Annotated in this window: 23 protein-coding genes, 1 pseudogene and 1 riboswitch; of the genes and pseudogenes, 20 read left to right on the forward strand and 4 right to left on the reverse strand. The window is 71.4% G+C overall.

Translation table 11 applies throughout. The annotated features are described in order from the left end of the window. Position 1: 1 nt before the first annotated feature. From ACFYRX_RS22435 to ACFYRX_RS22485, 11 genes are read left to right on the forward strand one after another with little or no spacing between them, the layout of a single operon-like run. Positions 2 to 1,243 (forward strand): glycosyltransferase, encoded by a 1,242-nt coding sequence (locus tag ACFYRX_RS22435; RefSeq protein WP_389102366.1) that lies wholly within the window; start codon positions 2 to 4, stop codon positions 1,241 to 1,243. Then, on the forward strand, positions 1,240 to 2,508 hold the full coding sequence (locus tag ACFYRX_RS22440) for a class I SAM-dependent methyltransferase (RefSeq protein WP_389102368.1): 1,269 nt from the start codon (positions 1,240 to 1,242) through the stop codon (positions 2,506 to 2,508). The genes ACFYRX_RS22435 and ACFYRX_RS22440 overlap by 4 nt, the downstream gene beginning before the upstream one ends. Beyond that, positions 2,505 to 3,299 carry a glucose-1-phosphate cytidylyltransferase gene (locus ACFYRX_RS22445; RefSeq protein WP_389102371.1) on the forward strand — a complete coding sequence of 265 codons (795 nt, stop codon included), beginning with the start codon at positions 2,505 to 2,507 and terminating at the stop codon, positions 3,297 to 3,299. Before ACFYRX_RS22440 ends, ACFYRX_RS22445 begins: the two co-directional genes overlap by 4 nt. Next, complete coding sequence (locus tag ACFYRX_RS22450) at positions 3,296 to 3,943, forward strand: PIG-L deacetylase family protein (RefSeq protein WP_389102374.1); 648 nt, start codon at positions 3,296 to 3,298, stop codon at positions 3,941 to 3,943. The genes ACFYRX_RS22445 and ACFYRX_RS22450 overlap by 4 nt, the downstream gene beginning before the upstream one ends. Before the next feature lie 3 nt (positions 3,944 to 3,946). Then, on the forward strand, positions 3,947 to 4,972 hold the full coding sequence (locus ACFYRX_RS22455) for an NAD-dependent epimerase/dehydratase family protein (protein WP_389102377.1): 1,026 nt from the start codon (positions 3,947 to 3,949) through the stop codon (positions 4,970 to 4,972). Continuing rightward, the gene (locus ACFYRX_RS22460; RefSeq protein WP_389102380.1) at positions 4,969 to 6,267 is read left to right on the forward strand and encodes a DUF4910 domain-containing protein; all 1,299 of its coding nucleotides are present in this window, start codon (positions 4,969 to 4,971) and stop codon (positions 6,265 to 6,267) included. Before ACFYRX_RS22455 ends, ACFYRX_RS22460 begins: the two co-directional genes overlap by 4 nt. A 5-nt stretch (positions 6,268 to 6,272) precedes the next feature. After that, complete coding sequence (locus ACFYRX_RS22465) at positions 6,273 to 7,562, forward strand: hypothetical protein (protein ID WP_389102382.1); 1,290 nt, start codon at positions 6,273 to 6,275, stop codon at positions 7,560 to 7,562. Then, positions 7,559 to 8,506, forward strand: a complete 948-nt coding sequence (locus tag ACFYRX_RS22470) for a glycosyltransferase family 2 protein (RefSeq protein ID WP_389102384.1) — start codon at positions 7,559 to 7,561, stop codon at positions 8,504 to 8,506. Before ACFYRX_RS22465 ends, ACFYRX_RS22470 begins: the two co-directional genes overlap by 4 nt. After that, on the forward strand, positions 8,503 to 9,723 hold the full coding sequence (locus ACFYRX_RS22475; RefSeq protein WP_389102387.1) for a polysaccharide pyruvyl transferase family protein: 1,221 nt from the start codon (positions 8,503 to 8,505) through the stop codon (positions 9,721 to 9,723). Before ACFYRX_RS22470 ends, ACFYRX_RS22475 begins: the two co-directional genes overlap by 4 nt. Beyond that, positions 9,720 to 10,271, forward strand: coding sequence for a dTDP-4-dehydrorhamnose 3,5-epimerase (gene rfbC / locus ACFYRX_RS22480; RefSeq protein ID WP_389102389.1), 552 nt, complete (start codon positions 9,720 to 9,722; stop codon positions 10,269 to 10,271). Before ACFYRX_RS22475 ends, rfbC begins: the two co-directional genes overlap by 4 nt. Positions 10,272 to 10,278: 7 nt before the next feature. Continuing rightward, positions 10,279 to 11,604, forward strand: coding sequence for a glutamate-1-semialdehyde 2,1-aminomutase (locus ACFYRX_RS22485; protein WP_389102391.1), 1,326 nt, complete (start codon positions 10,279 to 10,281; stop codon positions 11,602 to 11,604). Between the two features lie 7 nt (positions 11,605 to 11,611). Here ACFYRX_RS22485 and ACFYRX_RS22490 read toward each other — a convergent pair whose 3' ends face one another. The 4 genes and pseudogenes from ACFYRX_RS22490 to ACFYRX_RS22505 form a co-directional block, all read right to left on the reverse strand. Then, the gene (locus ACFYRX_RS22490) at positions 11,612 to 12,298 is read right to left on the reverse strand and encodes a phosphatase PAP2 family protein (protein WP_389102393.1); all 687 of its coding nucleotides are present in this window, start codon (positions 12,296 to 12,298) and stop codon (positions 11,612 to 11,614) included. Positions 12,299 to 12,439: 141 nt separating this feature from the next. Beyond that, positions 12,440 to 13,039 (reverse strand): acyltransferase, encoded by a 600-nt coding sequence (locus tag ACFYRX_RS22495; RefSeq protein WP_389102396.1) that lies wholly within the window; start codon positions 13,037 to 13,039, stop codon positions 12,440 to 12,442. A gap of 28 nt (positions 13,040 to 13,067) precedes the next feature. Next, positions 13,068 to 14,084: a zinc-binding dehydrogenase gene (locus tag ACFYRX_RS22500; protein ID WP_389102398.1), complete on the reverse strand. Its 1,017-nt coding sequence runs from the start codon at positions 14,082 to 14,084 to the stop codon at positions 13,068 to 13,070. 29 nt (positions 14,085 to 14,113) lie between these two features. Continuing rightward, positions 14,114 to 14,263, reverse strand: a pseudogene (locus ACFYRX_RS22505) (IclR family transcriptional regulator); the annotation flags it as partial. Positions 14,264 to 14,313: 50 nt separating this feature from the next. Between ACFYRX_RS22505 and ACFYRX_RS22510 the strand changes: the two are divergent. The 9 genes from ACFYRX_RS22510 to ACFYRX_RS22550 all read left to right on the forward strand — a co-directional run bounded on the left by ACFYRX_RS22510 (position 14,314) and on the right by ACFYRX_RS22550 (position 22,868). After that, positions 14,314 to 16,026, forward strand: coding sequence for an IlvD/Edd family dehydratase (locus ACFYRX_RS22510; RefSeq protein WP_389102400.1), 1,713 nt, complete (start codon positions 14,314 to 14,316; stop codon positions 16,024 to 16,026). 122 nt (positions 16,027 to 16,148) lie between these two features. Continuing rightward, positions 16,149 to 16,271 (forward strand): putative leader peptide, encoded by a 123-nt coding sequence (locus ACFYRX_RS22515; protein WP_389102403.1) that lies wholly within the window; start codon positions 16,149 to 16,151, stop codon positions 16,269 to 16,271. A gap of 131 nt (positions 16,272 to 16,402) precedes the next feature. Beyond that, complete coding sequence (locus ACFYRX_RS22520) at positions 16,403 to 17,269, forward strand: glutathione S-transferase C-terminal domain-containing protein (RefSeq protein WP_389102405.1); 867 nt, start codon at positions 16,403 to 16,405, stop codon at positions 17,267 to 17,269. 82 nt (positions 17,270 to 17,351) lie between these two features. Continuing rightward, positions 17,352 to 17,461: riboswitch (SAM riboswitch) on the forward strand. A gap of 337 nt (positions 17,462 to 17,798) precedes the next feature. Beyond that, entirely contained in the window at positions 17,799 to 18,782 is a 984-nt protein-coding gene (locus ACFYRX_RS22525) for an amino acid ABC transporter permease (RefSeq protein ID WP_389102408.1), read from the forward strand. Beyond that, the gene (locus tag ACFYRX_RS22530) at positions 18,779 to 19,558 is read left to right on the forward strand and encodes an amino acid ABC transporter ATP-binding protein (RefSeq protein WP_389102411.1); all 780 of its coding nucleotides are present in this window, start codon (positions 18,779 to 18,781) and stop codon (positions 19,556 to 19,558) included. Before ACFYRX_RS22525 ends, ACFYRX_RS22530 begins: the two co-directional genes overlap by 4 nt. A 49-nt stretch (positions 19,559 to 19,607) precedes the next feature. Further along, positions 19,608 to 20,630 (forward strand): transporter substrate-binding domain-containing protein, encoded by a 1,023-nt coding sequence (locus tag ACFYRX_RS22535; RefSeq protein ID WP_389102414.1) that lies wholly within the window; start codon positions 19,608 to 19,610, stop codon positions 20,628 to 20,630. Between the two features lie 97 nt (positions 20,631 to 20,727). Then, positions 20,728 to 21,459: a GNAT family N-acetyltransferase gene (locus ACFYRX_RS22540; protein WP_389102417.1), complete on the forward strand. Its 732-nt coding sequence runs from the start codon at positions 20,728 to 20,730 to the stop codon at positions 21,457 to 21,459. Further along, positions 21,456 to 21,602 carry a putative leader peptide gene (locus ACFYRX_RS22545; RefSeq protein WP_389102420.1) on the forward strand — a complete coding sequence of 49 codons (147 nt, stop codon included), beginning with the start codon at positions 21,456 to 21,458 and terminating at the stop codon, positions 21,600 to 21,602. The genes ACFYRX_RS22540 and ACFYRX_RS22545 overlap by 4 nt, the downstream gene beginning before the upstream one ends. Before the next feature lie 81 nt (positions 21,603 to 21,683). Beyond that, on the forward strand, positions 21,684 to 22,868 hold the full coding sequence (locus ACFYRX_RS22550; protein WP_389102422.1) for an LLM class flavin-dependent oxidoreductase: 1,185 nt from the start codon (positions 21,684 to 21,686) through the stop codon (positions 22,866 to 22,868). The last annotated feature ends 138 nt before the right edge of the window (positions 22,869 to 23,006 follow it).

The following is a 23,006-nucleotide window of genomic DNA, read 5'->3' on the forward strand; positions in this document are numbered from 1 at the left end:
CATGCACGTACTCGTGGTGCACAACCGTTACGGCTCGGCGCAGCCGAGCGGCGAGAACAAGGTCGTCGACCAGGAGGTGGAGCTGCTGCGCGAGGGCGGCCACCGGGTCGAGACGTTCGAGCGGCGCAGCGACGACATCGGCGCCATGTCCCTCCTCGCCAAGGTAGCGGTGCCCCTGCGGGTGCCGTGGAACCCGGCGGTCCGCACCGAACTCGCCACCCGGCTCCGCACCGAGCAGCCGGACGTCGTCCACGTCCACAACGTCTTCCCGCTCCTGTCGCCCGCGGTGCTCGCCGCCTGCGCCGACGCCGGCGTGCCCGCCGTGGCGACGCTGCACAACTACACCCAGGTCTGCCCGCCCGGCACCCTGCAGCGGGACGGCAGGCCGTGCACCGAATGCGTCGGATCGACGCCGCTGCCCGCCGTCCGGCACGGCTGCTACCGGGGCTCCCGCCTCGCGACCGTGCCGCTCGCGGTCAGCCTGTCGGCCAACCGGCGCCGGTGGTGGTCCGGCGTGGAGCGCTTCCTGTGCATCTCCGCGGCGCAGCGTGACGTCCTGGTGCGGGCCGGCATGCCGGCCGAGCGGCTGGCGGTGAAGCACAACTTCGTGCCCGACCCGGACGCGCGCCGAGAGGACGGGGGAGAGCATCTGCTCTATCTCGGCCGGCTCGCGGAGGCCAAGGGCGTACGGCTGCTCATGGCCGCGTGGGACGAGATCGCGGCGAGCGGCGGGGTGGGAGTACCGCTCGTGATCGCCGGCACCGGACCACTGGAGGCAGAGGTCATCGCCTGGGCGGCGGGCCGGGACGACGTGCGGTACGTCGGCCTGTACGACACGGCGGAGTGCCAGAAGGCCATCGCGCGGTCGGTCGCCGTGGTGGCTCCGTCGACGTGGCTGGAGGCGTTCGGCCTGGTGGTCGTGGAGGCGATGGCGGCCGGGGTCCCGGTCGTCGCCGCCGGCCACGGCGCCTTCGTCGAACTCGTCGAGGACGGGGTGACCGGGCTGCTGCACCGGCCGGGCGAATCCGCCTCGCTCGCGTCCTGCCTACGCCGGATCGCGGCCGAGCCGGCCCGCAACCGGGAGATGGGCGAGGCGGCCCGGCGCCGCTACGAACAGGGTTTCAGCCCGACGGTCGGCCTTGACCGCCTGGTTGACGAGTACCGCACCGCGATCGCGGGTCGGTCAGCGCTGACTCGCGGCGGGGACACCCGCGCGAGCTGGGGGGATGGGAACAGTAGATGACACGATGCCGACTGTGCGGCTCGGAAGCGATGGCGAGCGTCGTCGACCTCGGGGCGACGCCACCATGTGAGAGCTTTCTCGCCGCGGACCAACTCGACCAGCCGGAGCCCGCGTACCCGCTGCACCTGCAGGTCTGCACCGACTGCTGGCTCGCGCAGATCCCGCCGCTGATCACGCCGGAGGAGACGTTCAAGGAGTACGCGTACTTCTCCTCCTTCTCGACCTCCTGGGTGGAGCACGCGCGTACGTTCGTCGCCGACGCCGTACAGCGAGTGGGGATCGACACCGACGGATCCGACGGCTCCGACGCCTTCGTGGTCGAGGTCGCGAGCAATGACGGGTACCTGCTGAGGCATGTGGTGGACCGGGGGATCCGCTGCCTGGGCATCGAGCCGTCTGTGAACGTCGGCGCGGCGGCACGGGACAAGGGCGTACCCACACTCACCGAGTTCCTGAGCCCGGAGACCGGCGCGGCCGTCCGCGAGGAGCACGGCCCGGCGAACCTGGTCGTGGCCAACAACGTGTACGCGCACATCCCCGACGTGGTCGGCTTCACCCAGGGACTGCGCGCCCTGGTCGCCGACGACGGCTGGGTCTCCATCGAGGTGCAGCACCTGCTGACCCTGATCGAGGACAACCAGTACGACACGATCTACCACGAGCACTTCCAGTACTACACGGTCGCGTCCGCGATCCAGGCCCTGGCGAGCGGCGGACTCACGCTCGTGGACGTCGAGTTGCTGCCCACGCACGGCGGCTCCATCCGGCTGTGGTCCCGCCCGGCCGAGGTGGCCGGCGAGCCGACACAGCGGGTGGCCGACGTACTGGCCCGGGAGAAGGCCGCCGGGCTGCAGGAGCTGTCCGGCTACACCGAGTTCTCCGCCCGGGTGGCCAAGGTGCGCCGGGACCTCCTCAAGTTCCTCATCGAGGCGGCCGAGCGCGGCGAGACGGTCGTCGGCTACGGCGCCCCCGGCAAGGGCAACACCCTGCTCAACCACTGCGGCATCCGCCCCGACCTGCTCGCGTACACGGTCGACCGCAACCCCTACAAGCACGGCCGGTTCACCCCGGGCACCCGCATCCCGATCCTGCCGCCCGAGCAGATAGCCGAGGACAAGCCGGACTACGTGCTCATCCTCCCGTGGAACCTGCGGGCCGAACTCACCGAGCAGCTGTCCTTCGTGCACGAGTGGGGCGGCCGGCTTGTCTTCCCCATCCCGGAACTGAGCGTTGTCGAAGGCGCGTCCCGAAAGGTCACAGCATGAAGGTCGTTCTGTTCTGCGGCGGTTACGGGATGCGGATGCGGAGCGGTGCCGCCGACGACGTGCCCAAGCCGATGGCGATGGTCGGCCCCAGACCGCTGATCTGGCACGTCATGCGCTACTACGCGCACTTCGGGCACACGGAGTTCATCCTGTGCCTCGGCTACGGCGCCCACCACATCAAGGACTTCTTCCTCAACTACGAGGAGACGACGTCCAACGACTTCGTGCTGCGCAAGGGCCAGACCGAGCTGCTGTCCACCGACATAGCCGACTGGACGATCACGTTCGCGCAGACCGGCATCGAGTCACCGATCGGGGAGCGGCTGCGCCGGGTGCGCCACCACCTGGACGGCGACGAGATGTTCCTCGCCAACTACGCCGACGTCCTCACCGACGCCCCGCTGCCCGAGATGATCGAGAAGTTCTCCCAGCGCGACGCCGGCGCCTCGATGATGGTCGTGCCGCCCCAGTCCTCCTTCCACTGCGTGGAGTTGGGCGAGGACGGCCTGGTGGGCGGCATCACCGCGGTGAGCGACATGCCGCTGTGGGAGAACGGCGGCTACTTCGTGCTCCGCCAGGAAGTCTTCGACCACATACCGGAGAACGGTGACCTGGTGGCCGACGGATGCGGCCAACTCGCCAAGCGCGGGCGGCTGGTGGCGCACCAGCACCGCGGCTTCTGGAAGCCGACCGACACCGTGAAGGAGCGGGCCGCGCTCGACGCCGCCTACACCCTGGGCGACCGCCCGTGGGCCGTGTGGGAACGGGACGACGCCGGGGTGAGCGCGTGATCCGGCTCGGCGCCGGGCGCCCGGAGCGGATCGTCGCGGTGGGCGCGCACTGCGACGACATCGCCATCGGCGTCGGCGGCACACTGCTGACGCTGTGTCAGGCACGGCCTGGCCTCCGTGTCGACGCGCTGGTGCTCTCCGGCGGTGGCACCGACCGCGAGCAGGAGGAGCGGGCCGCGCTCGCCGCCTTCTGCCCGGGCGCCGACCTGCGGCTGACCGTGCTCAAACTGCCGGACGGCCGTATGCCCGTGCACTGGGACGAGGCCAAGGCCGCGGTCGAGGAACTGCGCGCGCAGACCGACCCGGACCTGATCCTGGCCCCCCGCACCGACGACGCGCACCAGGACCACCGCGGCCTGGCGCAGCTGATACCCACCGCCTTCCGCGACCACCTCGTGCTCGGCTACGAGATCGTCAAGTGGGACGGCGACCTCGGCCGTATGGCCGCGTACCAGCCGCTGTCGACGGAGATCGCCGAACAGAAGGTACGGCTGCTGCAGGAGCACTACGCCTCGCAGCGGCACCGGCCCTGGTACGACCGTGAGGCCTTCCTCGGCCTCGCACGGATCCGCGGCATTGAATGCCACGAGCGATACGCCGAGGCGTTCGCCGTCACCAAACTCACGCTCGACCTGGGGGCTTGAACCATGCGCGTACTACTGACCGGACACCAGGGATACCTGGGAACCGTCATGGCCCCGGTCCTCGCCGCCGCGGGGCACGAGGTCGTCGGCCTCGACGCCGGCCTGTTCGCCGACTCCGTCCTCGGCCCGACGCCCGCGGACCCGCAAGGGCACCGGGTGGACCTGCGCGACGTCACCGCCGAACACGTGGCCGGGGTGGACGCCGTGATCCACCTGGCGGCCCTGTCCAACGACCCGCTGGGCTCGCTGGCGCCTGAACTCACCTACGACATCAACCACCACGCGTCCGTCCACCTCGCCCGGTTGGCCCGCGAAGCCGGAGTGCGGCGCTTCCTGTACGCGTCCACCTGCTCGGTCTACGGCGCCGCAGGCGGCGACGACCTGGTGGGCGAGGACGCCCCGCTGCGCCCGGTGACCCCGTACGCGGAGTCCAAGGTCCGGGTGGAGGACGACCTGCACGCGCTGGCCGACGACGACTTCACCCCGGTGTACATGCGCAACGCCACCGCCTTCGGCTACTCGCCCCGGCTGCGCGCCGACATCGTGCTGAACAACCTGGTGGGCCACGCGCTGCTGTCCGGCGAGGTCCTGGTGCTCTCCGACGGGACCCCCTGGCGCCCGCTGGTGCACGCCGCCGACATCGCACGGGCCTTCACGGCCGCGCTGACCGCGCCTCGGGACGCGGTGCACGACCGGGCGTTCAACATCGGCAGCGAGACCAACAACGTCACGGTCGCCGAGATCGCCGAGCAGGTCGCCGAGACGGTGCCCGGCTCCAAGGTGAACATCACCGGGGAGAACGGCGCCGACCCGCGGTCCTACCGGGTGGACTTCTCCCGGTTCCGCGCCGCGATCCCCGGCTTCGACATCGAGTGGTCGGTCAAGCGCGGCGCGCTCGAACTCGCCGACGCCTACCGGAAGTTCGGGCTGACCAAGGAGAACTTCGAGCAGCGCTTCACCCGCCTGGCCGTGCTGCGCGCGGCGTCCGAGGCCGGCACCGTCGACGACACCCTGCGGTGGCGCGGATGACCGCGGGCGGCGAACAGCCGACGACCTCGGCCGGCGAGGAGATGTACGCGCTGGTGGAGCGGCTGTACCCGCTGTGCCGCAGCATCACCGGCGACGGTGTGCGCGCCACCCTGGACATCGTCGGCGAGTACATCCCGCTGCAGGTCCACGAGGTGCCGACCGGGACCCAGGTCCTCGACTGGACGGTGCCGCAGGAGTGGAACATCCGGGACGCGTACATCGCCGACCCCGCCGGCAACCGGGTCGTCGACTTCGCCGAGTCCAGCCTGCACGTGCTCGGATACAGCGTTCCGGTGTCGGCGACCATGCCGCTGTCCGAGTTGCGCGACCACCTGCACACCCTGCCGGACCAGCCGTCCTGGGTGCCGTACCGGACCAGCTACTACAAGCCGGAGTGGGGCTTCTGCCTGGCCCAGGACACGCTGGATGCGATGCCCGACGGCGAGTACGAGGTGCGCATCGACTCCACGCTCGCCGACGGCCACCTCACCTACGCCGAGCACGTGGTCCCCGGTCAGGTCGCCGACGAGGTGATCGTCTCCTGCCACGTCTGCCACCCGGCGCTGGCCAACGACAACATGGCCGGCGTCGCGGTGGCGGTGTTCCTCGCCAAGGCGCTGGCCGAGCAAACGCCGTACTACACCTACCGGTTCATCTTCGCGCCCGGCACCATCGGGGCGATCACCTGGCTGGCGCAGAACAGGGAGCGGGTGGAACGGGTCAAGCACGGCGTCGTGCTGGCCTGCGCCGGCGACCGGGGCCAACTGACGTACAAGCAGAGCAGGCGCGGCGACGCGGAGATCGACCGGGTGCTGCAGCACGTGCTGGCCGATTCCGAACGCCCGCACCGCGTCGCCGAGTTCACCCCGTACGGCTACGACGAGCGGCAGTACTGCTCGCCCGGGTTCAACCTCGGCGTCGGTTCGCTCACCCGGACCCCGTACGCGGGCTACCCCGAGTACCACACGTCGGCGGACAACCTGGACTTCGTCTCCCCGGAGGCGATGGCGGACACCCTCGCCGTCTGCCGCGAGGCGTTCGCCGTCCTGGACCGCAACCGGCGGTATCTCAACCTCAGCCCCTACGGCGAACCGCAGTTGGGCCGCCGCGGGTTGTACGACGCGCTCGGCGGCCGCAGCGACACCAAGCAGGCCCAGATGGCCATGCTCTGGGTGCTCAACCTCTCCGACGGCGAGCACAGTCTGCTGGACGTCGCCCAGCGGTCCGGGCTGCCGTTCGACACCGTCGCCGACGCCGCCGGGGCCCTGCACGGCGCCGGGCTGATCAAGGCCTGACGCCGATGACCACCGAGAAGGAGCAGACGACGGCGGCGGCCGGATCCGCCAAGAGGGCCCTCGTCGGCCGGCTGTCCTGGGGACTGGCCGACCAGGCGGCCTCCAGCATCAGCAACTTCGCGGTGGGCATCTACGTGGCCCGCTCGCTGGGGGTGACCGCGTTCGGCGTGTTCAGCCTGGCGTGGGTCACCTACGGCGTGGTGCTCAACGTCTCCCGCGGCCTGGCCACCGATCCGCTCATGGTGCGCTTCAGCGGCGTGCCGGAGGCCTCCTGGCGCGGGGCGGTGGCCCGGTCGACGGGTACCGCACTCGGCGTCGGTACCGCCATAGGTGCGGTGTCCGTGGTGGCCGGGCTGGCGCTCGGCGGCCGGCTGGGGCCCGCGTTCGCCTGCCTGGGCGTCATGCTGCCCGGACTGCTGCTGCAGGACGCCTGGCGGTTCTCGTTCTTCGCCGCCGGCGCCGGGCGGAAGGCCTTCGTCAACGACGTCGTATGGTGCGTGGCGCTCGTCCCGGCCCTGGTGGCGGCGGCCCACGTGGACACCGTGGCCGCCTTCGTGCTCGCCTGGGGCGCGTCCGCCGCGGTGGCCGCCGCGTACGGCTGCTACCAGTCCGGCATCCGGCCCCGGATGGCCGAGGCGCGCGGGTGGCTTCGCGAGCAGCGCGATCTCGGCTACCGGTACCTGGTCGAGAACGTCAGCCTCAGCGGCGCCAGCCAACTGCGGGCCTACGGGCTCGGCGCGATCGTCGGGGTCGGAGCGGTAGGCGCGGTGCGGGGTGCCGAGCTCCTGATGGGCCCCTTCCTCGCCGTACTGATGGGCCTGTCGCTGGTCACCGTCCCGGAGGCGGCACGGGTACTGCGGCAGGCCCCGCACCGCCTGGGCACGTTCTGCCTCCTGCTGGGCGGCGGACAGGCCGCCGCCGCTCTGCTGTGGGGCGGCTCGTTGCTGCTGCTGCCGAACCGGCTCGGCGACCTCCTGCTCGGCGGCGTCTGGCACTCCTCCTCGCATCTCATCGTGCCGATCACCCTCAGCGTCGCGGGCGCGGGCCTCGGCACCGGCGCGGCGGCCGGGCTGCGCGCCCTCGGCGCCGCCCGGCGCAGCCTGCGCTGCCAACTGTTCGCCTCCGCCTTCTACGTCAGCGGCGGGCTCGGCGGGGCGGCCCTGGCCGGCACGGTCGGCTCGGCCTGGGGCGTCGCCGCCGCGACCGTCAGCGGCTCGGCCGTGTGGTGGCTGCAACTGCGGTCCGCCCTGCGCGAGCACCGCCACAACCCCATCCCCGAAGTGAGGACCTCATGACCTCCCAACCCAGGCTGACCATCGGCCTGCCCGTGTACAACGGCGAGGAGTACCTGGCGGAATCGCTCGACGCGCTGCTCGGACAGACCTACGAGGACTTCGAACTGGTCATCTCCGACAACGCCTCCACCGACGGGACCGAGGACATCTGCCGCAAGTACGCCGCGCAGGACTCGCGCATCCGGTACGTCCGGCTGCCCCGGAACGTCGGCGCCACGCCGAACCACAACCGTGTGCTCGACGAAGCCCGCGGCGAGTTGTTCAAGTGGGCCTCGCACGACGACCTCTACGGCCGTGATCTGCTGCGGCGCTGCATCGAGGCGCTGGACGAGCGTCCGGACGTGATCCTCGCGCACACCGACCAGGCGGTCATCGACGGCGACGGCCAGGTCAAGGTCCCCTACGACTACACGCTCGCCACCGACTCGCCGCACGCTCCGGACCGCTTCCGCAGTCTGCTGTTCGAGCCCGGTGGCGACGACTTCTACGGGGTGATGCGGACCGACGTGCTGCGCCGGGTGAAACCGATGGACAGCTACCACCACGCGGACCGCACGTACGTCGCCGAGATCACCCTGCACGGGCGCTTCCACCAGGTGCCGGAGCTGCTGTACTTCCGCCGCGACCACCCCAACCGCGCCGAGCGGGCGAACCCGTCCAAGCGCTCCCGGTGCGTCAACCTGGACCCGCGCCGGGCCGGCCCGCTGCACCCGACGCCCCGGCTGCTCGCCGAGTACGTCTGGGGCTTCGCCTCGGCGATCCGGCGGGCCCCCTTGTCGCCGGCCGACCGGCGTGAGTGCTACCGCCACCTGGCCGCATGGATGACCAGCCGGGTCCGGCCGGGCGCCGGCGAGCGGGTCGAGGACCGCGCCCCGGTCGACCCGGCCAAGCTGACCGTCTCCGTCGACGCCCTCGTCGCGGGCCGTGAGGGGCGGCGGGCATGACGTCGGCGACACGCGTGGGAGTGTTCGGCCTGCTCGGCTCCGGCAACCTCGGCAACGACGGGTCACTCGAGGCCGTCCTCGGCTACCTCCGCGCCGAGCACCCGGACGCGAGCGTGGACGCACTGTGCGGCGGACCCGATGCGGTGACGGCCAGGTTCGGGATCCCCGCGACGCGGCTGCACTGGAACCGCGCGGAGTACGGGACCGCGTCCCGTGCGGGCGCCATCGCGTCGAAGGGACTCGGCAAACTCGTCGATATCTTCCGCACCGCCGCCTGGGTGCGTCGGCACGACGTGGTGATCGTGCCGGGCATGGGCGTCCTGGAGGCCACCCTGCCGCTGCGCCCGTGGGGCTTCCCATACTCGCTGTTCCTGCTCTGCGCGAGCGGCCGGCTGCTGGGGACCCGGGTCGCGCTGGTCAGCGTCGGCGCCGCCGGGATCCGCAACCGGCCCACCCGTGCCCTGGTGCGCTGGTCGGCACGGCTCGCCGCGTACCGCTCGTACCGGGACGACCAGTCCCGCGACGCGATGCGGGCGATGGGCGTGGACACCGCGCGCGACGAGGTCTACCCGGACCTCGCGTTCTCCCTGCCGGCGCCTCGGGCGAGCGAGCCCGCCCGCACACCGGGTTTAGTCTGCCTCGGCGTCATGGACTTCCACGGCAGCAACGACGACCGCGCCCGGGCCGACGAGATCTACCGGCGCTACCTCGACGGGACGATCACGTTCGTCCGCACCCTGGTCGAGGAGGGCAGACCGGTCCGGCTGCTCACCGGCGACGAGTGCGACCTGCCGGTGGTCGCAGCGATCCTCGACGCCGTCGACTCACCGATGGTCACCGCGGCCGAACCGGCCTCACTGGCCGACCTGATGAAGGAGATGGCGGCCGCCGACACCGTGGTGGCCGTCCGCTACCACAACCTGATCTGCGCGCTGAAGACCGGAACGCCCGTGCTCGCCGTCTCCTATGCGGCGAAGAGCGACGCCCTCATGGACCGGATGGGCCTCGGCGCGTACTGCCACCCGGCACGCGAGGTCGACGCCGACCGGCTGCTCGAACAGTTCCGGGACCTGGAGAAGCACGCGGTGGAGCTACGGCAGACCCTCGCCGAGCGAAACCGGGTCGCCGCACAGCAACTCGCCCAGCAGTTCACCGCCTTGACCACGACCCTGTTCCCGGCGAACTCCCACGCCCACGCCCCGCGGAAGGCCCGATGAAAGCGACCGAAGTCCCGGAGATCGCCGGCGCGTACCTGTTCGAGCCGACGCCGTACGCCGACGAACGCGGCTTCTTCTGCCGCACCTTCGACGTCGACGTGGTCCGCTCGGTGGGCCTCGATCCGCACGCCTTCGTCCAGGACAGCGTGTCCCGCTCGGTCCGGGGCGTGCTGCGCGGCCTGCACCTGCGCTCCGGCGCCGGCGAGGCCAAGCTGGTGCGATGCTCCTACGGGCAGATCTTCGACGTCGTCGTGGACCTGCGGCCCAACTCGCCGACGTACCGGAACCGGGCCTTCTTCGAGCTGTCCGGTGAGACGCAGAAGTCCGTGTACATCCCGGCGGGGTGCGCTCACGGCTTCCAGGCTCTTACCGAATTCACAGATACCTCTTACCGTATCGACAGGGAGCACGATCCTTCCGAGGACGTGACGATCGCCTTCGACGACCCGGAACTCGCCATTCCCTGGCCACTGCCCGTCACATCGATGTCCCAGCGGGACCGGGAGGCACCGAGCCTCGCCGAGGTCCTGAAGCACATGGAAAGGTGAAGTCGGCTTGCACAGCGAAGACTTCCAACTGCCCCGGTCGCGTGCGGCCAACGAACGGCTGCACACCCTGATCCCCGGGGGCGCGCACACCTACGCCAAGGGTGACGACCAGTACCCCGAGGACCTGGCCCCGGTCATCAGCCACGGCCGCGGTGCCCACGTGTGGGACGTCGACGGCAACCGGTACATCGAGTACGGCTCCGGCCTGCGGTCGGTCAGCCTCGGACACGCCCACCCACGCGTGACCGAGGCGGTCCGGCGGGAGATCGACCGCGGCAGCAACTTCGTCCGGCCGTCCATCGTGGAGGTCGAAGCCGCGGAGCGCTTCCTGGCGACGGTGCCGACCGCCGAGATGGTGAAGTTCGCGAAGAACGGCTCCGACGCCACCACCGCCGCGGTGCGCCTCGCCCGCGCCGCCACCGGGCGCCAGCGGGTGGCCCTCTGCGCCGACCATCCGTTCTTCTCCACCGACGACTGGTTCATCGGCACCACACCGATGTCCGCCGGCATTCCGTCGGCGACCAACGAGCTCACCGTGGCGTTCCCCTACGGGGACCTGGCCGCCACGGAGGAACTGCTCACCCGGTACCAGGACGAGGTCGCCTGTCTGATCCTCGAACCCGCCACCCACACCGAGCCGCCGCCCGGCTACCTCGCCGGCCTGCGCGAACTGGCCGACCGGCACGGCTGCGTACTGATCTTCGACGAGATGATCACCGGTTTCCGCTGGTCCGAGGCGGGCGCCCAGGGCCTGTACGGCGTCGTCCCCGACCTCTCCACGTTCGGCAAGGCGCTGGGCAACGGATTCGCCGTCTCCGCACTGGCCGGGCGCCGCGACCTGATGGAGCGGGGCGGGCTGCGCCACTCCGGCGACCGGGTGTTCCTGCTGTCCACCACGCACGGCGCGGAAACGCACTCCCTGGCCGCCGCGATGGCCGTGCAGGCCACCTACGCCGAAGAGGGCATCGCCGCGCGGCTGCACACCCTCGGCGAGCGCTTGGCCGCCGGTGTCCGCGACGCGGCGGCCGGCATGGGCGTCGGCGAGCACATCGTGGTCCGGGGCCGGGCCAGCAACCTGGTCTTCGCCACCCTCGACGAGAACGGGCAGCCGTCGCAGGAGTACCGCACCCTGTTCCTGCGCCGGCTCCTCGCGGGCGGGGTACTTGCCCCGTCGTTCGTGGTGAGCAGCGCGCTCAGCGACGCCGACATCGATCACACCGTCGACGTGGTGGCCCAGGCCTGTGCGGTGTACCGGAAGGCATTGGACGCCGCCGACCCCACCCCCTGGGTGGGCGGACGACCGGTGAAGCCCGTGTTCCGCCGCTCGGCGTGAGCAGACGTCAACGGCGCGCCCGCGGACCGGCGTCGGCCGACCGGTCGGTGATCCGGTCGGCGATCCGGTCGACCAGCCAGGCGGTCGCCGGTGTCACCGCCAGGGCGGTGCACCAGCCGCCGAGGGCGTCGGTCGGGTAGTGCGCCCCCAGGGCGACCTCCGCCCATCCCATCGCGGCGCCGGCGACCAGCGTCGCGGCGAGCACGAGTGACGTGCCGGCCGTGGCGCCGACGCCGAGCCGGTCGGTCGCGAGCAGCGCCGCGGCGAAGGCGAGCGCGGTGAGGAAGGCGGTGTGTCCGCTCGGGTAGGACAGGTTGTCGGCGCCGTGGATGGTGCGTCCCACCAGGTGCTTGAGCAGCGTCACCGTTCCCACGGCGAGGCCGGCGCCGGCAACCATGAGTACGGCCGCGCGAGGACGCCGAAGCAGCAGGCAGCCCGTCACGGCGGCCCCGACCACCATCACCGATCCCGCGGGTTCCCCCAGGAAGTCCAGGGTGTCGGCGACATGCCGCCACGGCGGCCGCACGCTGTCCGCCGTCGGCGGGAAGATCCACCTGTCCACCCTGCCCGGCTCGCTGTGGCCGGCGTACATGACCCCGAGTACGACGACCACCAGTGCGGCGAGGGCCGCGACCAGCCCGAGCCGCGCGCGCAGCGACGGGGGCAGCACCGCGGTCGACGGCCGGCCGGTCACATGCCCACCGCGTCCGGTCGACCCACTCTGCCCTTGATCTCGCCCGTGATCACGGACAAAACGTTATCGGAAGGTCCAGGCAGCCGTGGCCGGTCGGTCGCATCGACGGCACCGCCACGGGCGTTGTGGTGGAAACAGGCCTCATGCGCGCTCGACGAGGTGGCCGTCCCTCTCGTCGTACAGCGCACCCGACTCCGGGCACTCCCAGCCGCCCGGCTCGCCTTCCCGCCCCACCAGCCGGACGCCGGCCCGGCCGACCCAGCCGATCCGGCGCGCGGGAACACCGGCCACCAGCGCGAAGTCCGGTACGTCCCTGGTCACCACGGCGCCCGCCGCGACCAGCGCCCACCGGCCTACGCGCACCGGCGCCACACACACCGAACGGGCCCCCAGCGACGCCCCCTCGGCCACGATCACCGCCACGGCCTCCCAGTCGCCGCCACGCTTCGGCCGGCCCTGCGGGTCCACTGATCGCGGGAAGCAGTCGTTGGTGAGGACCGCGGCCGGGCCGACGAACACCCCGTCCTCGAGTACGGCGGGTTCATAGACCAGCGCGTAGTTCTGGAGCTTCACGTGATCGCCGATCCGCACCCCGGGACCGACATAGGCGCCCCGGCCCACGACGCACCCGCTCCCCAGCCGGGCGTCCTCGCGGATCTGGGCCAGATCCCAGACCGTCGTCCCGTCGCCGACCGTCGCTGTCTCGTCGACCTGAGCGGTCGGCTGCGCCTTGTAGTGCACCGGGACTCCCCCTGCATGAGAGACGGGATCAGATCACGTGCGGATCGACGTGGATCTTCGGGCCGTTGCCCGCTCCGGCCGGGCGCCCGCCCGCGAGTACGGCGCCGACCCCGTCCAGCCCCACGGTCGCGGCCACGAGCGGCCTCGGGTCGACGACCCCCTCGGCGTACGCCTCGATCGTGGCGTCGAGCCCCGGTGAGGCCGACAGGACCCCGACCGCCGTCACGTCCTTGAGGACGAGCGCGCGGGTGTCGATCCTGCTCGGTCCGGCGGCCAGACCGATGTACACGAGCCGCCCGCCGGGCTCTACCGACTCCACTGCACGGGCGGGCAGATGAACCGCGTTGGTGGCATCGACGACCGCGTCGAACGGCAGGTCCGGCAGAGTGTCCTCGCGCCAGGCGTGCGGGAAGCCCAGCGAGCGCGCGAAGGCGAGGGAGTCCTCGGTGGCGCCCATCAGATGCACCTGCGCACCGGCGGCCCGGACGAACAGCGCGACCAGCAGACCGATGGTCCCCGGCCCCAGCACCAGGACCCGGTCGCCGGGCCCCGCACCGGTGGCCCGCGCGGCCCGCAGGGCGTTGCCGCCCGGCTCGACGAGCGCGCCCAGCACCGGGTCCACGGAGTCGGGCAGGACGTGCAACGAGCCCACTGGTACGGCGAGTTGTTCGGCCAGGGCACCCGCTCGGCCACCCCGGATGCCCACCTCCTCGCGCTTCTCGCACACATGCTGCCGTCCGCGCCGACAGCGGCGGCAGGTTCCGCAGCCGAGCATGGTGTCGCCCATGACCCGGCGGCCGATCCAGACGGGATCGACACCGGCCCCGACCGTGCGGACCCGGCCGGCCCACTCGTGGCCCAGCCGCATCGGATAGGCGGCGTGTCCCTGGTGGAGATAGGTCATGGCCCCCGTGAAGAACTCCAGATCGGTGCCGCACACGCCGACCCGTTCCACCTCGACGACGACCTCACCGGGAGTGGCGACAGGTGCCGGCACCTCCCGCACCGCGAACTCGCCGGGGGCGGTGAGGACGAACGCGCGCATCAGAAGGGCTCCTTCAGGGGCCGAGCGCCTCGCGTGAGCTCGTCGAGCGCCACGCCGTCCGGATGCCGGGCGAGTTGCTTCAGCACGGCGAGCACCCGGTCCGATCCCACGAGGCGGTCACCCCCGGCGCCGTGCGGGACGGGGGCTGTCGAAGCGTGGAACGCCTGCGTAGGCTGCATCGCGTTCCGGATAGTAGACCGCCGTACCGATGACCGGAAAGAGCAGAGCGATGGGGCTTCGCAGTGCGCAGTGGTACGCGGGACAGGACCGCAACGCCTACATCCACCGGGCCTGGATGCGCCGCGGGGTACCGGACGACGCCTTCACCGGCCGGCCCCAGATCGCCATCGCCAACACCGCCTCCGACCTGACGCCCTGCAACGCGCACCTGGACGAGGTGGCGAGGTCCGTCCGCGACGGCGTGTACGAGGCGGGCGGCATCCCCCTCGACCTGCCCGTGGTATCGCTGGGCGAGACCAATGTGCGGCCCACCGCCATGCTCTGGCGCAACATGGCGGCGATGGCCACGGAGGAGATGCTGCGGGCCAACCCCATCGACGGAGTCGTCCTGCTGGGCGGCTGCGACAAGACGATCCCGTCCCTGCTCATGGCCGCCGCCTCGGTGGACCTGCCCGCCGTGGTGGTGCCCGGCGGACCGATGCTGACCGGCACCTTCCGCGGCACACCGCTGGGCTGCGGCACGGATGTGTGGCGGCTGTCGGAGGAGGTCAGGGCCGGCACCCTGTCCCAGGAGGAGTTCACCCGCTCCGAGTCCTCGATGATCCGCAGCCGCGGGCACTGCAACACCATGGGAACCGCCTCCACCATGGCCCTGGTCGCCGAGGCGCTGGGCACGGTCGTCCCCGGGGTGGCCGGCACGCCCGCTCCGGACAGCCGGCTGCTGGAGGCGGCGCACGGCACCGGACGCCTCGCCGTCGAGCTGGTGTCCGCCGAGCGGCGCCCGAGCACCCTCCTGACCAAGGGGTCCTTCCACAACGCGATCGTGGCGCTGGCCGCGATCGGCGGCTCCACCAACGCGGTCGTCCATCTCCTCGCCATCGCGGGCCGGTCGGGCATCGACCTCACCCTCGACGACTTCGACCGCATCGGCTCCCGGGTGCCCGTCCTGGTCGACCTCCAGCCCGCCGGACGCTTCCTCATGGAGGACTTCCACCGGGCCGGCGGTCTGCTCGCCGTGCTCCGCGAGGTCGCCGACCTCCTGGACCCCGAGGCGCTGACCGTCACCGGAAAACCGCTGGTGGACCATCTCGACGACGCCCCGATCTGGGACACCGAGGTGATCAGGACCCGGGCCCGGCCCCTGGTCGAGGAGGGCGGCATCGCCGTCCTGCGCGGCAGCCTCGCCCCCGACGGCGCCCTGATCAAACCCGCGGCGGCCTCACCGCACCTGCTGCGCCACCGGGGCCGGGCGGTCGTCTTCGACAGCATCGAGGACTTCCACGCCCGCGTCGACGACCCGGACCTGGACGTCGACGCAGACTCCGTCCTGGTGCTGCGCGGCTGCGGCCCCAAGGGCTACCCGGGCATGCCCGAGGTGGCCAACATGCCGCTCCCCACCAAGCTGTTGGAGCAGGGCGTGCGGGACATGGTCCGCGTCTGCGACGGCCGGATGAGCGGCACCGCGTACGGCACCGTCGTACTGCACGTGGCACCGGAAGCGGCGGCGGGCGGGCCCCTCGCGCTCGTACGGACCGGAGACGTCATCAGCCTCGACGTTGAGGCCCGCCGCATCGACCTGGAGGTGCCCGCCGAAGAACTCGCCGCGCGCACCCCGAACGCGGCCACCGTGGAGGGCTTCGCCGACCCGCGGCGGGGCTGGGAGCGGCTCTACGTCGACCACGTCCAACAGGCCGACACCGGCGCGGACCTGGACTTCCTCCTCGGCTCCAGCGGCTCGGAGGTCAGCCGCGAGTCGCACTGACCAGGGGGGCGATCGGCGGCACAGCCTGCCCGCGCACTGCCCGCCCACTGGACGCCCTCTTGACGTGTGCCCGTGGCAGATCGACACTCCAGATGGGAATCCTAGTGAACAGGTAGGGAAACATGGGGCGCCTTGAACCGGCCGTCGGCCGAGTGAGCCGTACGTCTCGGCCGTCGCCTCTTCTGACCTCCCGCCGGCACATCGATCTGCAGCGGGTCTGCAGCGCGATCAGGCCCCTGGGCTGAGCCCGGCCGCTCCCACCGTTCCGTACCCGGACCGCACGCCCTTGCCGTCGCGCACAGGGACGGCTGCCTGTTCCCGCCCGACGACGCTTCCGCCGCGCGTACGTCTGCGCACCGACATCCCGGGGAGACTCATGACCGTCACACCGCTCGCCCACGTCCCCACCACCCACCCGGCCCCCGCGTTTCGCGGCCGGATCGGCCAGGACGCGCGCAGTGGGCACTACGCCGTGCCGCTCCGCTACCGGCTCCATGTGGCCGCGGCCTGCGCCGACGGCCTGCGCATCGCCGTCGTGCACAGTCTGCTCGGTCTCGACGACGTCTGTCCCGTGACCTTCCTCGACCCGGTCCCCGACTGTCCCGACGGCGGGCACTCCGCGTTGCGCCCGCTCTACGAGGCCAGTGCGCACCGGTACACCGGCGCGGCCGTCGCGCCGGTGCTCAGCGACGCCTGGTCGGGGCGGATCGTCAGCACCCACGCCGCCGACATCACCCGCGACCTCGCCCAGCACTTCGGCGCCGGCCGGCCGGCGTTGTACCCGTGCGGGGCGGAGTCGGAGACCGAGGCCGTCGAGCGGATGTGCGCCGGCATCGAGCGGTCCGCCCAGCACGCCGGGTCCGCGGGCGGCGACGAGGCCGAGCGTGCCGCCGCGCTGGAGCAACTGCTGGACTCCCTGAGCTCGTTGGAGCGCTGGCTCATCGGACGCAAGTACCTGATCCGGGATCACGTCACCGCCGCCGACGTCGAGTTGTGGGTCACCCTGGTCCAACTCGACACCGTGCACCGCGACCACCTGGACGCCGCCGCGGTGCAGCGCATCGCCGACCACCCGACCCTGTGGGCCTACGCGCGCCGCCTCGCCGCACACCCGGCCTTCGGCACCCACCTCGACCTCGACGGCATCGCCCGCCGGCACCACGCCCACTGCCAGGGCCTGGAGGCCGCCGGAGCCGCCGTGCAGATCCTGGACTGGGCGTCGCACACCGGCCGCACGTCCTGACCTTTCAACTGATGGACCTGTTTCACCTGTTGGACCGGTATTGACATTCCTTCGGGCATTTGTCTTAACTACGGCTCAGAACGGTCATGAGTGTCAGCGACAAGCCCTGGCTTGCTGACCGGCAACCCTCGCTCCGCGGTGGGGTGCCCCAGGTGACGACCGGACCGGATCACTTTTCGGTAAGCGCGAGGGCCCAAGGGGCCGGAAGAACACGGTGACGGACATGTACGCAGCCTCCAGGACGGCCCCGCGCCGCGCCCAGAGCTGCGTACAGCCGTACACCGACGTGCTCGTGGCCGACCGGAGCGTCGATCTGCTCCGCGTCAGCAGCGCACTGTGTACCGCACCGGGCCGTGCCCGCTGTCGGGGCTGACGTTTCTCCTCTCCAGCCCCCGCGTTCCTGACGAACGCCGCGCTCGCGGTGTGCCGTCACCCGCCCAGCCCCGGTGCCCGTGCGTTCGCGTCCTACCGCCGTAGTACGCAGAGCCCGCCGTGCCCCCGGGGAACACCGACTCCGCCGGAGCCCCTCATGAGTGAGCCCCCAGGCGCCGCCGTGTCCGTCACCGAGGCACCGCCGCAAGCCGACACCCCGTCACAACCACTCGCCGCACAGCGGGTTCTGCCGCTCCGGCGGCCGGGACGCTGGATCGCCACCGCCGTCGTCCTGGTCCTGGCGGCGCAGTTCGTCCACGGTCTGGCGACCAACCCCTTCTACCAGTGGGACCGGTTCGGCTACTGGTTCCTGCGGCCGACCGTCCTCGACGGGCTCCTCATCACCCTCGAAGTCACCGCCTACAGCGCGGTGTTGGGGCTCCTGGGCGGAGTCCTGCTCGCTCTGGCCAGGCTCTCCAGGAGCCCGGTGCTGCGGGCGGTGAGCTGGACCTACGTCTGGGCGCTGCGCTCGATCCCCCTGATCGTGCTCCTGCTGTTCCTCTACAACTTCTCCGCCCTGTACCGGACGTTGAGCGTCGGCGTCCCCTTCGGGCCGGCCTTCTTCACCTTCGACGAGTCCCGGCTCGCCACCGACATGGTCATCGCGGTGATCGGCCTCAGCCTCAACGAGGCGGCGTACGCGGCCGAAGTCGTCCGCGGCGGCATCCTCTCCGTCGACCAGGGCCAGCACGAAGCGGCCGCCGCGCTCGGCCTGCCCAAGGGCTACCAGTTCCGCAGGATCGTCTTCCCGCAGGCGCTGCGCTCCATCACCCCGAACTACGTCAACCAGCTCATCGGCCTCATCAAGAGCACCTCGCTGGTCTTCTACGTCTCCCTGCTCGACCTGTTCGGCACCGTGCAGTCCATGGGCTCCACCTACCCCGGCGACATCGTGCCGCTGCTGCTGGTGGCCACCGTCTGGTACCTGATCCTGACCAGCGCCGTCTCCGTCGTCCAGTTCTACGTCGAGCGGTACTACGCCCGGGGCGCCACGCGCTCCCTGCCACCGACCCCGCTCCAGAAACTGCGGGCCGCCGTCACCGGTCTCGGGGCCCGCATCCGCAGGGAGACCGCCGTATGACCGTCACCGACATCACGCCCGTCGCGCTCGAAGTGCACGGCGTGCACAAGTGGTACGGCGCCCACCGCGTCCTGGACGGCGTCGACCTCACCGTGCGCCCCGGCGAGGTCACCGTGATCATCGGCCCGTCCGGCTCCGGGAAGTCCACCCTGCTGCGGGTCATCAACCACCTGGAGAAACCGGAGATCGGCCACGTCAGCGTCAACGACGAGCTGATCGGCGTCCGTCGGCAGGGCGACCGCCTCAAGGAGCTCAGCGAGCGCGCGATACTGACCCAGCGCAGCCGCATCGGATTCGTCTTCCAGAACTTCAACCTCTTCCCGCACCTGACCGTGCTCGACAACGTGGCAGCCGCCCCCGTGGCGACCGGGAAGCTCACCAAGGCGGCGGCCCAGGAACTGGCCCGCGAACTCCTCGACAGGGTCGGCCTCGCCGACAAGGCCACCGCCTACCCGCGCCAGTTGTCGGGCGGCCAGCAGCAACGCGTGGCCATCGCCCGGGCCCTCGCCCTGCGCCCCGGTGTGATCCTCTTCGACGAGCCGACCTCCGCCCTCGACCCCGAACTCGTCGGTGAGGTCCTCGCCGTCATCAAGGACCTGGCGACCAGCGGCACCACTCTCGTCATCGTCACCCACGAGATCGGCTTCGCCCGCGAGATCGCCGACCGGGTCGTCTTCATCGACGGCGGCCGCATCGTCGAGCAGGGCCCGCCCTCCGAGGTCCTCGACAAGCCACGGCACGAGAGGACCCGGGACTTCCTGAGCAAGGTCCTCTGAACCCCGTTCGCCCCCATCATCCCTTTCGGCCCAACTCCTAAGGACAGCCATGCCCCTTCACCCCTCCCGGCGCAGTCTGATACGCGGCATCACCGCGGCGACCGCCGTCGCCACCCTTGCCGGCGGGCTCGCCGCCTGCGGCGGTGACAGCGACGCCGCCACCCGGACGACCGACAGCGCCGGCACGGTCACCGTGGGCCAGATTTCCAACGGTGCCGCCAAGGAGACCGCCCTCAAGGTCGCCGAGGTCAAGTCCATCAGCGCCGAACTGCCCGACGCGGTCAAGAAGAGCGGCAAGCTCGTCATCGGCTCCGGCACCCTCCCCTCCGGCGCCCCGCCACTCGGCTACATAGGCAGCGACCAGAAGACCGTCACCGGCTCCGAGCCCGACCTGGCCCGCCTGGTCGCCGCCGTCCTCGGCCTCAAGCCCGAGGTCAAGCAGTTCACCTGGGAGAACCTCTTCGTCGGCATCGACAGCGGCAAGGTGAACGTCGGCTTCTCCAACATCACCGACACCGAGGAACGCAAGAAGAAGTACGAGTTCGCCTCCTACCGCAAGGACGACCTCGCCTTCGAGACGCTCAAGAGCGCGAAGTGGAGCTTCGACGGCGACTACGAGGCGCTCGCGGGCCAGACCGTCTCGGTCGGCGCCGGCACCAACCAGGAGCGGATCCTGCTGGAGTGGCAGAGCAAGCTGAAGAAAGAGGGCAAGAAGCTGACCATCAAGTACTTCCAGGACAGTGCCAGCCTCTATCTCGCCCTCAACAGCGGCAAGATCGACGCCTACTTCGGCCCCAGCCCGAACCTCTCCTACCACGCGACCCAGACCGCGAGCACGCCCAGCCCGACCAAGATCGCCGGTCAGTTCTCCGGTGCCGGAGAAACACTCCAGGGCCTGATCGCCGCGACCGCGAAGAAGGACAGCGGCCTCGCCAAGCCCCTCGCCGACGCGATCAACTACCTGATCGACAACGGCCAGTACGCCAAGTGGCTCGCCGCGTGGAACCTCTCCAACGACGCCGTCACCAAGTCGGAGGTCAACCCGCCCGGGCTGCCGCTCGACAACTCCTGACTCCCCGCCGAACAGCCCGGCCGACCCGCACGTCCATCGAGAAGGGGACTCCGCCTCAGTGGTTCAGCAGACCGAAGTCCGCAGCGGCGGAGCCCCCTTGGGGGACACCGCACCCGACACCACCGTCCTCGACACCACCGTCCTCGACAACGCCGTATGGGCCGCCCTCGACGGCCCGCACGCCCACCTCGCCGAACGTGTCGGCCGCGCCGCCCGCTACCCGAACGACGTCTACGCCTTCGCCGCGCTCGACGATCCCGGTGACCCTGCCGCGTGGGCCGACCTGCACACACTCGTCGGCCCGGGAACCACCGTACGGATCAAGCCCGTCGACACGGTCCCCGAAGGCTGGGAGATCGTCGGCGGGGGAGTGGGCGTGCAGCTCGTCGACACCGCGCTGCGCGCCGAACCGGCCCCCGAGGCGGTACGGCTCGGCCCCGACGACGTGCCCGAGATCCTGGACCTGGTCGCCCGCACCAGACCTGGCCCCTTCCTCCGACGGACCATCGCACTCGGCACCTACCTCGGCATCCGCGACGAGGGACGCCTGATCGCCCTCGCGGGCGAGCGGCTGCGGCCGCCCGGCTGGACCGAGATCAGCGCCGTCTGCACCGACCCGGCCCACCGCGGCCGGGGCCTGGCCACCCGGCTGGTCCGCGCGGTCGCCGCGGGCATCCGGGAGCGCGGCGACACGCCGTTCCTGCACGCGGCCGCGGACAACACGAACGCGATCCGGCTCTACGAGTCCCTCGGCTTCACCCTGCGCCGCCGCTCGCCGGTCCTCCTGGTCCGCAGCCCAGGAACATCCCGCGACGGTACGGCGTTGTGACTCACGACGAGATCCGCCGGGCGCTGTCGTGCGCCCAGAAGGAGGAGGTGACGGGCGTGCTCCGCACCCTGCGCTCCGCCCACCTCCACTCCCGGCCCCACATCGATCTCCAGCGTGTGTCCGCCGCGCTCTGTTGTTCCTGAACCGTCACCTGCCCCAGCAGCCGTGCCCCGCCCACCCGAGGGCCGGCCCTCTCGTACGGACTTCCAGGAAGGCACCCACTCGTGTCCCCTTCTTCTTCCCTGCATCTCGCCGTCGCCCTTGACGGCACCGGCTGGCACCCCGCCTCCTGGCGCGAGCCGGTGGCCCGGCCCGGTGAGCTGCTCACCGCCGGATACTGGGCCGATCTGGTCGCCGAGGCCGAGCGCGGCCTGCTCGACTTCGTCACCATCGAGGACGGCCTCGGCCCGCAGTCCTCCCACTTCTTCGAGCCGGACGAACGCACCGACCAGGTCCGCGGCCGCCTCGACGCCGTGCTCATCGCCTCCCGCATCGCCCCGCTCACCCGGCACATCGGCCTGGTCCCGACCGCGGTGGTCACCCACACGGAGCCCTTCCACATCTCCAAGGCCATCGCGACCCTCGACTATGTCAGCACCGGCCGGGCCGGGCTGCGCGTCCAGATCACCGCGCGCCCGAACGAGGCCGCGCACTTCGGCCGCCGCACCATCCCCCCGATCGAGGACTACGACAGCCCGGTCGTCACCGACCTCTTCGACGAGGCCGCCGACCACGTGGAGGCCATACGCCGCCTCTGGGACAGCTGGGAGGACGACGCCGAGATCCGCGACGCCGCCACCGGCCGCTTCGTCGACCGGGACAAGCTGCACTACATCGACTTCGAGGGCAAGCACTTCAGCGTCAAGGGCCCCTCCATCACACCCCGTCCGCCGCAGGGGCAGCCCCTCGTCACCGCCCTCGGCCACCAGAGCGTCCCCTACCGGCTCATCGCCCGCCAGGCCGACGTCGGCTACATCACCCCGCACGACACCGACCAGGCCCGCGCGATCGTCGCCGAGATCCGCGCCGAGCAGGCAACGGCCGGTCGTGCCGGCGAACCCCTGCACATCTTCGGTGACCTGGTGGTCTTCCTCGACGACGACCCGGCCGAGGCCGCCGCGCGCAGGGACCGCCTCGACACGCTCGCGGGGGAGCAGTACCGCAGCGACGCCCGTATCTTCACCGGCACTCCGGCCCAACTCGCCGATCTGCTCGGCGAGTTCCAGGCGGCCGGACTCAGCGGCTTCCGGCTGCGGCCCGCGGTCCTCGGCCACGACCTCCCGGCGATCACCCGAGGTCTGGTCCCCGAACTCCAGCGCCGGGGCGCCTTCCGCACCGCGTACGAGGCCGACACCCTGCGCGGTCTCCTGGGCCTCGCCCGCCCCGCCAACCGTTACGCCACCGCCTGAGCCACTGGGCCACTGGGCCATTGAGTGGCTGAGCCACTGGCCCACTGAATCAGTGGGCCAGCCACTGGGCCATTGAGTGGCTGAGCCAGTCGTCCGCTGAGCCAGTAGTCCACTGAGCCATTGGGCCACTGGCCCTCC

It is taken from the genome of Streptomyces sp. NPDC005374, assembly GCF_042872225.1.
Taxonomy (GTDB): domain Bacteria; phylum Actinomycetota; class Actinomycetes; order Streptomycetales; family Streptomycetaceae; genus Streptomyces.

Excerpts from the sequence above, each read along its gene's own strand:
- ACFYRX_RS22525 (WP_389102408.1), top strand. The coding sequence starts at position 17,799 with ATGAGTGAGCCCCCAGGCGCCGCCGTGTCCGTCACCGAGGCACCGCCG.
- ACFYRX_RS22475 (WP_389102387.1), top strand. The coding sequence starts at position 8,503 with ATGACGTCGGCGACACGCGTGGGAGTGTTCGGCCTGCTCGGCTCCGGC.
- ACFYRX_RS22455 (WP_389102377.1), top strand. The coding sequence starts at position 3,947 with ATGCGCGTACTACTGACCGGACACCAGGGATACCTGGGAACCGTCATG.
- ACFYRX_RS22520 (WP_389102405.1), top strand. The coding sequence starts at position 16,403 with ATGACCGTCACACCGCTCGCCCACGTCCCCACCACCCACCCGGCCCCC.
- ACFYRX_RS22440 (WP_389102368.1), top strand. The coding sequence starts at position 1,240 with ATGACACGATGCCGACTGTGCGGCTCGGAAGCGATGGCGAGCGTCGTC.
- ACFYRX_RS22435 (WP_389102366.1), top strand. The coding sequence starts at position 2 with ATGCACGTACTCGTGGTGCACAACCGTTACGGCTCGGCGCAGCCGAGC.
- ACFYRX_RS22515 (WP_389102403.1), top strand. The coding sequence starts at position 16,149 with ATGGGGCGCCTTGAACCGGCCGTCGGCCGAGTGAGCCGTACGTCTCGG.
- ACFYRX_RS22470 (WP_389102384.1), top strand. The coding sequence starts at position 7,559 with ATGACCTCCCAACCCAGGCTGACCATCGGCCTGCCCGTGTACAACGGC.
- ACFYRX_RS22535 (WP_389102414.1), top strand. The coding sequence starts at position 19,608 with ATGCCCCTTCACCCCTCCCGGCGCAGTCTGATACGCGGCATCACCGCG.
- ACFYRX_RS22530 (WP_389102411.1), top strand. The coding sequence starts at position 18,779 with ATGACCGTCACCGACATCACGCCCGTCGCGCTCGAAGTGCACGGCGTG.
- rfbC (WP_389102389.1), top strand. The coding sequence starts at position 9,720 with ATGAAAGCGACCGAAGTCCCGGAGATCGCCGGCGCGTACCTGTTCGAG.
- ACFYRX_RS22500 (WP_389102398.1), bottom strand. The coding sequence starts at position 14,084 with ATGCGCGCGTTCGTCCTCACCGCCCCCGGCGAGTTCGCGGTGCGGGAG.
- ACFYRX_RS22445 (WP_389102371.1), top strand. The coding sequence starts at position 2,505 with ATGAAGGTCGTTCTGTTCTGCGGCGGTTACGGGATGCGGATGCGGAGC.
- ACFYRX_RS22460 (WP_389102380.1), top strand. The coding sequence starts at position 4,969 with ATGACCGCGGGCGGCGAACAGCCGACGACCTCGGCCGGCGAGGAGATG.
- ACFYRX_RS22465 (WP_389102382.1), top strand. The coding sequence starts at position 6,273 with ATGACCACCGAGAAGGAGCAGACGACGGCGGCGGCCGGATCCGCCAAG.
- ACFYRX_RS22510 (WP_389102400.1), top strand. The coding sequence starts at position 14,314 with ATGGGGCTTCGCAGTGCGCAGTGGTACGCGGGACAGGACCGCAACGCC.